The 14234-nt window shown below is 39.4% G+C and carries 11 protein-coding genes; 8 read left to right on the forward strand and 3 right to left on the reverse strand.

What is annotated here, in order from left to right:
* The first annotated feature begins 70 nt into the window (after positions 1 to 70).
* Genes GQR87_RS04820 through GQR87_RS04840 form a run of 5 tightly spaced genes read left to right on the forward strand, consistent with a single transcriptional unit; the run spans position 71 to position 6685 of the window.
* Entirely contained in the window at positions 71 to 679 is a 609-nt protein-coding gene (locus GQR87_RS04820; RefSeq protein ID WP_158967094.1) for a pilus assembly protein PilV, read from the forward strand.
* Complete coding sequence (locus GQR87_RS04825) at positions 676 to 1536, forward strand: PilW family protein (RefSeq protein ID WP_158967096.1); 861 nt, start codon at positions 676 to 678, stop codon at positions 1534 to 1536. The genes GQR87_RS04820 and GQR87_RS04825 overlap by 4 nt, the downstream gene beginning before the upstream one ends.
* On the forward strand, positions 1533 to 2114 hold the full coding sequence (locus GQR87_RS04830; RefSeq protein ID WP_158967098.1) for a PilX N-terminal domain-containing pilus assembly protein: 582 nt from the start codon (positions 1533 to 1535) through the stop codon (positions 2112 to 2114). Before GQR87_RS04825 ends, GQR87_RS04830 begins: the two co-directional genes overlap by 4 nt.
* 12 nt (positions 2115 to 2126) lie before the next feature.
* Positions 2127 to 6209 (forward strand): PilC/PilY family type IV pilus protein, encoded by a 4083-nt coding sequence (locus tag GQR87_RS04835; RefSeq protein WP_158967100.1) that lies wholly within the window; start codon positions 2127 to 2129, stop codon positions 6207 to 6209.
* Positions 6206 to 6685, forward strand: coding sequence for a type IV pilin protein (locus GQR87_RS04840; RefSeq protein WP_158967102.1), 480 nt, complete (start codon positions 6206 to 6208; stop codon positions 6683 to 6685). The genes GQR87_RS04835 and GQR87_RS04840 overlap by 4 nt, the downstream gene beginning before the upstream one ends.
* Positions 6686 to 6740: 55 nt before the next feature.
* Here the strand turns inward: GQR87_RS04840 and GQR87_RS04845 are convergent, their stop codons facing one another.
* From GQR87_RS04845 to GQR87_RS04855, 3 genes are all read right to left on the reverse strand, one after another.
* Entirely contained in the window at positions 6741 to 6899 is a 159-nt protein-coding gene (locus tag GQR87_RS04845) for a DUF3012 domain-containing protein (protein WP_158967104.1), read from the reverse strand.
* Between the two features lie 146 nt (positions 6900 to 7045).
* Complete coding sequence (locus GQR87_RS04850; protein WP_233267400.1) at positions 7046 to 9397, reverse strand: beta-galactosidase; 2352 nt, start codon at positions 9395 to 9397, stop codon at positions 7046 to 7048.
* Positions 9398 to 9555: 158 nt separating this feature from the next.
* On the reverse strand, positions 9556 to 11202 hold the full coding sequence (locus tag GQR87_RS04855) for a response regulator (RefSeq protein ID WP_158967105.1): 1647 nt from the start codon (positions 11200 to 11202) through the stop codon (positions 9556 to 9558).
* A gap of 226 nt (positions 11203 to 11428) precedes the next feature.
* Between GQR87_RS04855 and aspS the strand changes: the two genes are divergently transcribed.
* Genes aspS through ruvC form a run of 3 tightly spaced genes read left to right on the forward strand, consistent with a single transcriptional unit; the run spans position 11429 to position 14215 of the window.
* A complete protein-coding gene (aspS, locus tag GQR87_RS04860) occupies positions 11429 to 13195 on the forward strand; it encodes an aspartate--tRNA ligase (protein ID WP_158967106.1) in 1767 nt (588 codons plus the stop codon).
* Positions 13196 to 13642: a dihydroneopterin triphosphate diphosphatase gene (nudB, locus tag GQR87_RS04865; protein WP_158967107.1), complete on the forward strand. Its 447-nt coding sequence runs from the start codon at positions 13196 to 13198 to the stop codon at positions 13640 to 13642.
* 51 nt (positions 13643 to 13693) lie between these two features.
* Positions 13694 to 14215, forward strand: coding sequence for a crossover junction endodeoxyribonuclease RuvC (gene ruvC / locus GQR87_RS04870; RefSeq protein ID WP_158967108.1), 522 nt, complete (start codon positions 13694 to 13696; stop codon positions 14213 to 14215).
* The last annotated feature ends 19 nt before the right edge of the window (positions 14216 to 14234 follow it).

The raw sequence follows: 14234 nt of genomic DNA on the forward strand, positions 1-14234 counted from the left end.
TTTGTTCATCGCTACCAACTAAAAAACTAATGAGTGAGTTGTACACGTGAAAAGTCAGGCCTTTAATAAAATGATAAATAAACAAATGGGAGTTGGCATGATTGAAGTGCTAGTGACTTTGTTCATTTTATCGGTAGGGCTGTTAGGTGTAGCTTATTTACAGTTTGTTGGCTCATTTACTAACTCTGAAGCGTTAAGTCGTTCTCAATCAGTTTTAGTGGCTCAGCAATTGACCGAGAGGTTACGGGCTAACGCTGCCTTTACCCCTATAGGTGATGGTTTAGTGGTCCACAATGATTATTTTGATCCTAGTTTATACAATTTCAGCGGGATGACTTGTACTGGTGGGGGATTGCCGCATACCTGTTATTGTTTAAGTTTGCCGGCTACTATCCCCAATTGTAATGATAATGTGTGTACTGCGGCTGAAATAGCTGAGTTTGATGCCTACGAAACGTCTTGTTCGGCAGTGGCTGCTAATCCCGAAATTAAAATATCGTTAACTTGTAATGATAATGATTTGGCCGACGTACATGCTTGCAGTGTAGGTTCAAAACATGTGGTGACTTTAACTTGGCCAGTACAGAAATGGCAAAATATTGATAGAACTCTTAACCCAGTCTGTAATGTCGGGTTGGCAACGCCCCATGATTGTATCTCTGTCGACTTAACGCTATGAAAAAGTCACAAACAGGATTTACCCTGATTGAATTAATGATCTCCCTGACTCTAGGTTTGCTCATATCAGCGTCTGTTATTCAAATAATGATCAGCAATAATGCAACCGAGGGATTAAATAGAGCACTCGCTTCGGCGCAAGAAAATGGCCGCTTTATCATTTCACGCTTACGGTCTGAATTATTGATGGTAGGGCGTTACGACATGTTATCTCCAGATTTAAATGATGATGTCGATCTAGTGGTTGAAGCCGCTTTTGTCGACAATACCCCCGTTGCTTTGCCTGGAGATTTTAGCAATGATTTAGCCAAAGGTTCGCTTGAAGGGGCAACTGGCACTAGCGATACTTTAGTGGTGGCCTTTCAAGGTAGTGAAGATTGTAGAGGCAATACTTTTGGTTATGACGCTGATGAAGAGTTTGTCGTGGTCAATGAATACTTCATCGATGGCACGTCTCTAAAATGTAAAGGTTTTGATGGTCGGGTGTTACGAGGACAAAAAATCGCGGTAGGCAATGATGCTAATAAAGCCTACACCCTGCTTGATGATGTATACAGTTTTCAAGTGTTATATGGGATCACAGAACCCACTGCTACAACTGATAATACGGCTCGTCCTGTGCAATATGTTGCGGCAGATCAAATTAGTGCTGCAAAAACCGCCGGCTCCCAAGTGGTTGCCATTCGTATTGCTTTATTAATTAAAGCTGACTCAAATATGATGTTAGGGACTTCATCATCTTTTAAATTGCTAGATGCAGAAGCTATCACCCCGACAGATAAGCATTTATATAAACAATTTGAAACCACAATCACATTACGTAATAGCAAGAATACCGTACGAAGTAGAAATATATGATGAATAACAGTAAGCAAAAAAATTCAGGTATGGTCATGGTTTTCGCATTATTGATTTTGATGAGTTTAACCATTCTAGGAGTCTCTTCAGTGTCTAGTAGTTTGATGCAAAATAAAATGGCGGTCTCAATGGAGAAGCGTTCTTTGGCGTTTGATGCCGCAGAGTCAGCAATTGGTGCTGTGATGTTTGAGTCAGAGGATAAAACTTTATTAAGTAATGATAACTTGAACGATCCCTTGTCAGATGCCAGAGCCGGTAACCAAATTGATTTGACTGTGCAGGAGCTAAGTTGTTTTGAAGATGCCAACTGGACTAACAGAAGCCTGACTAAAAATGGCTTAACAAAAAATAGCCAACATTTGGCTGCAGGCAATTATATTGATAGCCCCAATGTGAAAAGTTGGTCACGTACAGCCTTTGTCCGAGAGCAAGCTTGTGTAGGTTCAAGTAACGTTATAGGTGGTAGTAATATCAGTTGTCACGTATTTATTGTCAAAGGTTGTGGCCAAGTTGAAGACAGTAAATATGTGGTTGCTAATAGTCAGAACGCATCTGTTTTTGCGCCAGCAAGTCAATAATCGGAGAATAATATGATACTCCTTAAGCATATAAAATTGAGTGTGTTACTGGCTATTTTCTTGTCTGTAAGCAGTTTGGTTAAAGCGGATGATCTAGAAATCTACTTTGGCACTGCCACAAGTGCGGTGACATATGACCCTAACGTATTATTTATTATGGATACCTCGGGAAGTATGACCGGCAAGGATGGCGGAAACCAATCCCGTATGCTCAGAGTACAAAATGCTCTTAAACAAACCTTAAATTCGGTGACAAATATTAATGCCGGATTAATGCGTTTTTCAGATTATGGGGGGCCTGTTTTATACCCTGTTCGCCCTATAGACGATTCGGTATCTCCAGAAATAATCAAGTCAACTTCGTTAGGCACCGATGATGCGTATGAAATTGCTTCAAGCGTGTATACCGATAATTCAGTTTTGAAAATATCAGAAGGAGTTAATCTAGTGACCACTGGATTACGCTTTCAAGATCTTAATATTCCTCAAGGGGCGACAATTACCAGAGCCTACATAAGATTTAATTCTACCAGTTACAATAGCAGCGCCACTAACATCACTTTTAGTGGTGAACTGGCCAGCAACTCAACCACTTTTACCTCTAGTGCCAATAATATTTCGGCTCGGACCAAAACAAGTAATTCAGTGTTATGGGATGCAGATAATGATTGGCCGGTTTCCCAAGAAACTATAGCCTCGCCAGATTTAAGCGCGGTCATTCAAGAGATTATTGATCTATCAGGTTGGTGTGGTGGTAATGCTTTAAATTTAATTATTGAAGGCCAAGGTTTAACCTCGAGTAGTGGTCGACAATCTTCTGCTTATGAACAAGGCAATGGTTTAAGTCCGCAGTTAGTTGTGGTGTATGACGAGACAACCGCAACTGGCTGTGTCAAAGGAAGTCTAAATTATCAGGTTAGTTCAGGAGATAATAATGCTGAGGAACGCTCAGACGGTTATGAATCTACAGGTAGTGAATTAACTTTTAAATCAAGTTCTAACGCATATGCTGCTGTACGATTTAGAAATGTTGCTTTGCCCCAAGGTGCAACTATTTCAAATGCCTATTTAGAATTTACCGCTTACCAAACCAGCAGTTCAGATTATGCCTCTTTTAATATATCTGGAGTCAATCAGGATGATCCAAGTAGTTTTAAGTCATATTCGCGATATTTGTTAAGAAACAAACCTAAAACCAGCTCAGTAGCTTGGTCGAGTATCCCAAGATGGATAAAAAATTACAATTATCAAAGTCCACCAGTCACCTCTATAGTCGAAGCGATTGTGGGCCGCTCGGGTTGGAATTCAGGTAATGAAATGGTATTTGTTTTTTCTGATTTTGTGGGAGTAAGAGGGGCATATTCTTATAATGGTAAACCGTCAGGAGCCGTTAAATTAGTGATTGAATTTGAAGGGCAAGCTACCCCAGGTCAAACTTCAACTGTTCGAGAGCATTTAGTCAGTCAAGTTGATTCGTTAGCGGCGAGTGGTATGACACCAATTGTTGACACCTTGTACGAAGCGGCTAGTTATTTTGCTGGTATGGACGTTTATTATGGTAAACAAAGAGGCCAATCTTCGGTGTCATCAACTGTCAGAAGAAATACTCGAGTCAGTCATCGTTTGTCTTATATTGGTAGTGATTCTGTTTTACCAAGTGGCTGTAGTACCGATAACTTAAGCGATTCAGACTGTGTGAATGAATATATTCCAACGGGTGCTAAATATATCAGTCCGGTGACTGACAAAGTCTGTCAAACTAATAACCACATTGTTTTGTTATCGGACGGGGTGGCAAATAATAATCATAGTGTTACAGAAATAGAATCTTTATTGGGTATATCTTGCTTAGGCTCAGGCGGTGAAAAATGTGGATTAAATTTAACCAGAAATATAGGTGACGTTGATGATTCTAAAATTGGTACCCGAGTGTTTACTCATACTATAGGTTTTGCCGCAGATTCTACTGCTAATGCATTTCTCAATGACCTAGCTATTAACGGAAATGGTGATTTTTATACAGCAGAAAATACTGATGATCTCGTTGGCGTTTTCCAGTCTATTTTGAAAACAGTAAAAGATGTTAACGCCACTTTTGTCTCTCCCGGTGTAGCTGTAAATCAACTTAACCGTTTGACCCACAATGACGAATTGTACTTTGCTTTGTTCAAACCGACCGAAGGCACAATTTGGCCTGGTAATGTGAAAAGATATCGATTAGATGGTTCAAATATTCTCGATAAAAATGGCTTAAATGCAGTTGATAGCGTAACAGGGTTCTTTAACGATAGTTCTCATAGTTATTGGTCTGTGTTAGCTGATGGTAACGATGTGCGAAATGGCGGAACCGCAGGGCAAATGGGCTTGCCGAGAGAAACCTATACATTTGATGGCAAGGGCATCATCATTCAATCGAGTAACCTGTTGCACGAATCGAATACTAATTTAACAGAAGATGATTTGGCTTTAAATGTAGTAGCTGACCCTGCCAGCACACGAGAAACTGTACTGAAGTGGGCCAGAGGCGTTGATGTACGTGATGATGATGGCGATGGCAGTGCCAGTGATGCACGGCAATCTATGGGCGATCCTATTCATTCTCAACCAGTAATTGTGAATTATTCAGCCACCGATAGCGCGGTTTTTGTGGCTACAAATCATGGTTATTTACACTCTTTTGATCCTGTAACAGGGGAAGAGAATTTTTCTATTATACCTAAAGAGTTATTGGCTAATTTATATAGCTTATACAAAGACTCTTCTACTTATTCACATATTTATGGACTCGACGGGGATATGGTTTTACGCACAGTCGGTAGCAATAAATATTTATATTTAGGTATGCGTCGAGGTGGTAGAAACTACTATGCCTTTGATATTACAAATAAATCTTCACCACAATTATTGTTTGAAATTAAAGGTGGGGTGGGAGACTTTACTAATCTAGGCCAAACTTGGTCTAAACCCACTGTCACCAAAATTAGAGTGGGCTCGACTAACAAAAATGTACTGATTTTTGGTGGGGGTTATGATGAAGATCAAGACAGTAAGTTATTACGCAGTGCCGATACAATAGGCAATTCAGTGTTTATTGTAGATGCTGATACGGGTGCATTAATTTGGTCAGCTAGCAAAACCGGTGCAGATCTGAACTTAGCCTCTATGCAGTATAGTATTCCAGCAAGAACCTCTGTGATTGACCGAGACAATGACGGTTATGCGGATCATATGTATGTGGTAGATACGGGAGGACAACTATTTAGGTTAGATATTCATAATGGTGAATCTGGTAGCGATTTGGTTACCGGTGGGTTAATGGCCAATTTTGGTGGCACCACTGAAGCAGATAATAGACGCTTTTATTATGGCCCTGATGTCTCTGAAGTGAGTTTAGGCGACGAACATTATTATGCTGTTGCATTAGGCACGGGCTTTCGTGCCCACCCGCTGAATACTGTTATTGACGATCATTTTTATATGATCAAAGACACAGGAGTATTTGAATTTGATGACGATGGCTTGTTTACCTTGCCAACTAGCACTTTAACTATAAGTGACTTGTATGACGCAACCGATCATTTATTGACCTCTAGCAATTCCAGCACCAAAGAATTAGCGGCACAACAATTCGCCAGTAAAAAAGGTTGGATGATCAAACTCAAAACGGGTGGCGAAAAAGTATTGGCTTCGCCTTTGATCCTTGACTATCAGATAGTGTTTACCACCTATCTACCGGCTTCTGCAAGTAGTAGTTCATGTGCTCCGCCTACAGGCAATAGCCGAGCTTATTTAGTGGAGTTAGTCAATGGCAACTCGGTCACTGACCTCAATCAAGATGGCATGCAAGAACATGAAGATCGTTATGCCCAGTTAAAACAAACAGGGATCGCACCAGATACTAAAATTTTGATTGAAGATATTATTAAACCAATCATTTGTTTAGGTACAGAATGTGCCTCTACTGTGATCCAGTTAGAAGACGATGGTAGTAAAAAAGCCTGTGGTTCTGATTTTGAATGTTTAGCTGAAAATATTCATAGTAACTTTGAACGAGTGCAAAAAAGCAGCTGGAAAACTGAAACGGAGAGGCCATGATGATTTGTTTTAAAATTGCCCACAAAGGTAAGCAAGGTTTTACTTTGGTTGAGCTCATGGTTGTAGTCGCTATTATTGGTATAGTGGCTATGGTGGGATATCCTAGTTATCAAGGATTTATTAAAAGTAGTCACCGTGCTGCCGCGCAAGCTGATTTAATGAGTCTAGGCGCGGCAATGGAACGACATAAAGCGGCCTCATACTCATATAAAGCTGCTGCTGTTTCAGCGGCTGATACAGGTAAACCGGCAATTTTTCATACTCATTCACCCTCGGCCGAGCCTTATGCTAGTCGTGCTTATGATCTGACAATCAAAACGGCTACTGGCAGCAGTTATCTGATAGAAGCTAAACCATTATCTACAGGGAGCCAAGCTGGAGACGGCAGTTTATTTTTTTATAGTGATGGGCGAAGGGCATGGGATGAAAATAATAACGGGAGTATCGCCAGTAGCGAATTTTGCTGGAAATGCTAAGTTACCAATATTAGGTAACTTAGCTAATAAAGTGCTTAATAACGGTTGCAGATCATTAGAATATACAGTGTTTGGCAAAATCAGTGCCTTCATTCGCTGTCCAATCACCTTTAGGCTTTTCTTTCATCTCGGCACACCATTCTGGGCTGCCAACTTCAGGACCACAAGCTGTTAATACAAAACTCACTAATAAAAACGCCATTATTTTTTTCATTTTTTCTCCAAAATTAAGTTTATTTAACGATAATCCTCACATTCTAAACAAAAGCTGTAAAGGTTTTGTTGCCGTAAAAGTAAAAAAGGCAGCGATGAACGCTGCCTTTGTTTGTGTACTTTATCCTTGAGGATTATTTAACAGAGCTATTTAACCGCTTTGCTAAATCTTCTTGGATACAATTCTTGGTTAATTTCACGTGATGCTTCGACCATCTCTTTGTATGGCACGTCGGCATTGGTGACAAATCCTACATTATAGTTTTCGCCATCGTAAGCGCGTCCGGTAACGGGGGAATCTGTGTACTGGAACCAATGGGCACCAACCATATAAGGGTTATCAATCACTTTACGCATATAGGCTTTGTAACCTCTAGCACGGTCGTTTTGATCTGACGAGTGAATTAACCCAGGATGATATAAACCTGTATCCACAGCACCAAAATGGTATTCGCCTATTATGCTTGGCATGTCGATTTCAGGCAAAAATCCCCAGTTTGCATCATGCATACCTTCACGGTAGTAGTTGTAACTCATTACATCTACATATTTTTTAGCGGCGCGCACACCTTCAGGGTTAATACTCCAAGCTGCCATACGAACACCCATATACATGTGATCAGGCATAACGGCTGATAAAGCCGAATCCACCACTTTAAAATATTGGCTAGTGTAAGCTTCAAGAATTGTCGACAAATCTTCGGTCATAGCATCATTGATATTTTCGATATTATAGCTTTTAGCAAATGAAGCCCATGAAGGGATATCTGTTTGCCATGCTGTATTTAACGTATTGATATCCACATATTTGTCACGCAATATTTTTGTAAATGCAGCTTTGGCTGGGCTTTCTGCGGCATCCATTTTGAAGTTTTGAATAGGAATATTGTAATGACTTTTTATGTTAGCTGGATTACCCCAACTTTTTTCATTATCAATAAATACACCAATACACCAAGGATTGTTTTTGACTTCTTCAGCAATAGCGTTTGTTGTCATTCTTGCTCTTCTAGCAAATTCAGGATCATAAGGATCAGGCATAGGAGACCAGCCGTGACCAATATCTGTTACTGTTTTGAAGTCACCAATAATCCAGCCATTGGCAAAATAGGGAAATTGATTTTTTTGATAAAATTCTGGATCAACCCAGTTACCAAATGACGTCATGCCCCAACTACGCATACGTTTTATTGTTACATCTTCCCAATCATCAATAAAAGACTCTGGATATCTTTCACCATAACGGCGTTCTAGATTCGATTGATAAAAACTAAAAGTTTCGCCATGTTTTAATGGGCCTTTATGGGTACTTCTTCTGTATGAATAATGATTGGCTAACTCATCATCATATTCAGGTAACCAATTAAACATCTTGTTGCGTAACTCAGAAGAAACATAACGTGTTTTTTGTGCTTCTGCAGATACGGGTCTTATGCCTAGAGAGTCTTCTGGGGTCACATCTTCCGGATCAATATAACGTACCGAATCATCTTTAAAATCAACACCGGTAAGGGTGGTGGTGTTAGCAATACGAATATTGGCTATGCCTGATGAAAAGAATAAATAACCTTCTGGGTCAACTAGAGACCAAACGCCGTTAACTTTTTCAGTTCTAAAGAAGCCGGTAGCTTTTAGTTTAGGGCCGTTTTTCCAGCCGCCAAACTTTGAACGATCAGCTAATACTGGATTCGCTGCTAAATCAGCTAATTCTGTTTTGGCTAGTTGTTTTAAATGGGCGTCAGACTTTACTTTATCTGCATAATTAGATTTGGCTGGCTGACCAAATTTATCTACTAACCCTACAAGGTAGCTAGGATCGGTCGCTGGATTAGTTCTGGCTCTAACATTATCTAAAATGATGTTTTTGTCTTCTAAGTTAGAAGAGGTATAGAAGCTAAGTTGTTTAATATGCTTGATGTCTAATAACTTCACACCATTCATGTAAGGCATTCTAAATTCATCAGATGGCCAAGCTGGTGGATCGGCCCGTAAACCGCTATCTAAGGATATTTGTGGGCCACTTAAATCGGCATAATAGGTGGCACTGCTATTCGCGGGAATGGAAATACTTCTTAACTGACTTTGATATTTGTCATTAACTCGGAAATACAGCTGTACAGACACATCACTGGTATTAGTGGCATCAAATGCGATATTCATATCGCCTAAATCTGAAAAATCCCAAGGCTGTTCGGGTTGCACAAACAGAGTTGAGTATTCAAAACTAGAATCAAAAGCGAGTTTTATTGCCTGCTCGCCATGAGTGGTTCCAGTTCCCTGCACTAAAGTAGCAGTTAGATTCTCTTGTTTAAGCGCGGCAGATAATTTAGTTTCTTCAAAATCTGCTAAAACTTGCTGTTTTATCTCAGATTGAGAAGTACTACTAACAGTACTGGTTTGTTTGGTGCTTGTTTCGGGGCTATCAGCACTTGAACAAGCGGCTAAACCAAGCGCGGGTATTATAAATAACAGTGGATGAGTCTTTTTTAGCATTGTCATAACATCTTTTGATTATTGTTAACAATAATCATAGTAATGTATTTGTATATGAAGATCACCATTTAAATAGAAAATGTTATGAACAAGGTTAAAAAAAGCAAATACATTTTAACATTACAATATTAAATTAGCTGGTAGTACGCGAATTAGAAGGGTCGCTACTCTTGTAATAAGCCAAGCTGTTCAAAACTCTTGGTATATTCTGTTAAGTTTTTTTGCTGAGTATCTGTTAACTTTTCTGTTTCTAACATTGTTAAACAAGCAATGGCTTGTTCGTTTTCTTCATATTCTAAGGGATTGTTTTCGGCTAATTTAACTAATACTTTTAATAAGCTAAGTGAAATATTGCGACTGTAGGGAGATAACTGTGAAGCTTGATATAATAAGTTATAGGCTGGCTTGAAGCGTTTGTTTTTGTAGTGAATCGAAGCCATTTCTCCTAATTCTTTTGGTGTATAGTGAATATGACGACGTTCTTTGGATTCTTGTTCTAAATATTCAGCGAGTACTTTTCCGGTGAATGAATCATGGGTAAAATCGGTCTTCAGGGTATCCAATAAGTCCATGGATTTTTCCCATAAGCCCACTTCATGGAAGGCCTTTATTTTATCTAGGGTATCTTCAAAAGCTGGCTCAATTTTTACTTTTACATGTTTCTGCATAATCGCTTCAGCTGCTTTTTTCTGGTTTTTCAGATTAAGGATACGGGCTTGGATAACGTGTAATTGTTCAGTGAGTTCACTCGCCGTACTGTATTCAGCATGCAGTTTATCGATAGTTTTAGCGGCTAATTCCAGTAATTTGGTGGCTTCAGCTTCTGATTTTGATGTCGCTAAATCGATAGAAGCACGAATAATATTAATGGTTAAAGAAGGTGAGTCATGAATTGAGTTCTTCGCATATTTAGCCATATTTTTAGTGGCTATATATTGTCCTGTTCTATCGTGATTTAACCTTGCTAGATTCCACGACTTTTTATTTCTTTCTATACTTCTGGGCGCAAGTTCAGTGGCTTGTTTAATAATATCGTAGCCAATCTGAAACTCTTCTTTACCTATATGGTAATCGGCCAGTAAGTCATAAGTAGCAAATCGAGTGTCTTCTCTTGCTAATAATACATCAGCCAATTTATTCGCTTCTTTAATTCTGTCTAACTTTAATAAACTTGCAGCCAGTCCTATTTGCACCCAAGCATAGGTATACTCAGCAGATAACTGTAGATAAAAATCATAAGCGTCTTGGTATTCTGCTAAGTTGAATAACGATCTACCTATTAGTCTATTAATGTGTGGATGGTAATGAGATAAACTAGCATCTTTAAGTTGTCGTTCAGCATAATAGATAACGGTTGGATATTCTTTTTGGTCAAAACAATACTTTAAAGCGTACAGTTTTTTTTCAATTAATAGGATTTGTTGCAACCGTTTACGTACTTTAGATTGATCCAGAGGTTTAACCCAAAAATCTGTTGGCTCAAGTTCTACTACACAATTAACTAAACCTTTTGAGGTATCGGCACTCAAAAATACAACACTGGTCGTTTTGGTGATGTAGTCTTTAAATTTAAGTTCTTCTAATAGATTAAATCCATCTTTGTCGCTTTTTACGTCAAAGGCAATTAATACCATATCGAACTGGGTTTCTTCACATAGGTTAAGCGCATGGTATGCATCATAGGCACTTTGCACATGTTTAATTCCCATGTCTAAAAGTGCACTTCTAATCACCGTATGTACTAATGCTTGTCCATCAATTATCAATACTTTAAATAAAGCATAGGGTTTTTGTGCGGGGATTTCTATCAAACTTGCTTCCTTGTACTACAAATCAAAGATTTATATACCAGTAGCTAATTTATTATTGTCTAATTAAATTGTCTATCAATTATTAGGATAAAAATGTTGCCTCCTACATAAAAGCAATTCTAACGTTAATCATATATGCGCTAGGCCTGTTAATGGAAAAGGGTTTTAGTGTATACTTCGCGCCTTAAATTTTTCCTTACTTTACGCTTTTTAGAGGTCTTTTCTCATGCGCACAGATTATTGTGGCAATATCAATTCTTCATATATCGGACAAACTGTAACTTTGTGTGGCTGGGTAAACCGTAGTCGTGATTTAGGTGGTGTGATTTTTCTTGATTTAAGAGATCGTGAAGGTGTAGTTCAAGTTGTTTTTGATCCCGATTTAGTGGATGTATTTGATGTTGCAAATATTTTGCGCAATGAGTTTTGTGTACAACTAACAGGGTTAGTGAGAGCTAGACCAGAAGGCCAAATTAATAAAGACATGTCTACTGGCGAAATTGAAATGTTAGGCAAGTCCTTAACTATTTTAAATAAAGCAGCCCCTTTACCTTTAGATTGGAATCAAGAAAACTCTGAAGAGCAACGCTTAAAATATCGTTATTTAGACCTACGTCGTCCATTAATGAGTGACCGATTAAAATTCAGAGCAAAAGTGACCAGTTCAGTTCGTAGTTATTTAGAGAACGATGGTTTCCTTGATATTGAAACGCCAATTTTGACTAAAGCGACACCCGAAGGCGCCCGTGATTATTTAGTACCAAGCCGTACCCATAAAGGTCAATTCTTTGCTTTGCCACAATCGCCACAACTATTTAAACAATTGTTGATGATGTCAGGTATGGACAGATATTACCAAATCGTAAAATGTTTCCGTGATGAAGATTTACGTGCCGATCGCCAACCTGAATTTACCCAAATCGATATTGAAACCACCTTCTTAGATGCAGATGGTGTGATGTCTATTGCAGAAGGTTTAGTGCGTGATTTATTCCAAAAAATGTTAAATGTCGACTTAGGTGATTTCCCAAGTATGACTTATGCCGATGCTATGCGTCGTTTTGGTAGTGACAAACCTGATTTACGTAACCCTTTAGAATTAACTGACGTCGCTGATTTATTGAAAGACGTAGAGTTTAAAGTGTTTTCTGGGCCTGCTAATGACGAAAAAGGCCGCGTTGCTGTTATTCGTGTGCCTGGCGGTGCTAAGTTATCTCGTAAACAAATTGACGACTACGGCAAATTTGTTGGTATCTATGGTGCCAAAGGTTTAGCTTGGATGAAGATCAACGATCTTGATGCAGGTATCGAAGGTCTACAGTCACCTATCTTAAAATTCTTAACTGAAGATGTAGCGAAAGCCATAATCGAACGTAGTGGTGCGCAAACCGGCGACATCTTATTGTTCGGCGCTGATAGTAATACTGTGGTAACTGAAGCTTTAGGAGCATTACGCTTAAAACTAGGTGAAGACTTAGATTTATTAGAAGGTGAGTGGAAACCATTATGGGTAGTAGACTTCCCGATGTTTGAAGAGTTTGATGGTCAGTTCCATGCATTACATCACCCATTTACAGCACCTCGTGATATGACTCCAGATGAATTAGCTGCTAACCCTGCTGGCGCTTTATCCAATGCCTACGATATGGTGTTAAATGGTTGCGAATTAGGTGGTGGTTCGGTGCGTATACACAATCAAGATATGCAAGCTAAGGTATTTTCATTGTTAGGCATTAGTGATGAAGAAGCCGAAATGAAATTTGGTTTCTTGTTAGAAGCTCTTAAATTTGGTGCGCCACCGCATGCAGGTTTAGCCTTTGGTTTAGACAGACTCGTCATGTTGATGACAGGTGCTACCTCTATTCGTGACGTGATGGCTTTCCCTAAAACCACAACTGCAGCTTGTCCATTAACTAATGCGCCGGGTGAAGCCAATCCAGAACAACTGAAAGAGTTGTCTGTGCAAACAGTAATTGCTAAGAAAGCCGACTAAGTGAGCATCGAATATCGTATCCCTCAATCTGCCCTGATCGTTATTTATAACCAATCAGGGCAGGTGTTGGTGATGCAACGTAACGATGATCCAGAGTTTTGGCAATCTGTTACCGGCACTCTTGAAGTAGGTGAAGCCCCTGCTGAAACAGCCATTAGAGAAGTAAAAGAAGAAACCGGCATTGATATTGTTAAACATCAATATCAATTGTTGGATTGTGACAAAATCAACACTTACCCGATTCGCGAAATGTGGCAACACAGATACCCACCTAATACTCCTTTTAACACTGAACATGTATTTGCCTTACAAGTTGCAGATGAACATATTGTGCAACTTACCGAGCATTCAGCTTCTTTATGGTTAGACAAACAAGCCGCGATAGAAAAAGTTTGGTCAGACACTAACCGTCAAGCTATCCAGCTATTTGTTCCCAATGTTGAATAAGCCACTGATAAACATTCTGCAAGAGCGATGTAAATTGCAAAAGAGACACAAATGGCAATTATTTTAGGTATCGACCCAGGCTCACGTATCACTGGATACGGCGTGATTAAAAAAGTCGGTAGCAATTCAGAATACCTAGGCAGTGGTTGTATTCGAATGCAAGGCACTGAATTAGCCCCCAGGTTGAAACAAATCTTTGATGGCGTTCGAGAAATCATCTTGCAATTTCAACCTAATGAATTTGCGATCGAACAAGTGTTTATGGCAAAAAATCCTGACTCTGCCCTTAAGTTAGGTCAAGCCAGAGGTGCTGCGATTGTCGCCGCCACTACATTTGATTTACCTGTGGCTGAATATTCAGCCAGACAAATTAAACAATCGGTAGTAGGCAAGGGCAGCGCTGATAAATCCCAAGTACAACATATGGTGACTTACTTATTAAAGTTGGGCTCAACGCCGCAAGCAGATGCTGCTGATGCATTAGCTGTGGCCTTATGCCATACCCATACCCAGCACAGCCTAATTAAAATGTCTGGTCAAGCAACCAAAACGGTTCGTGGTAGACTCAGGTAAGTCGTGTTACAGCTAAAAA

It is taken from the genome of Paraglaciecola sp. L3A3, from assembly GCF_009796765.1.
Classification (GTDB): domain Bacteria; phylum Pseudomonadota; class Gammaproteobacteria; order Enterobacterales; family Alteromonadaceae; genus Paraglaciecola.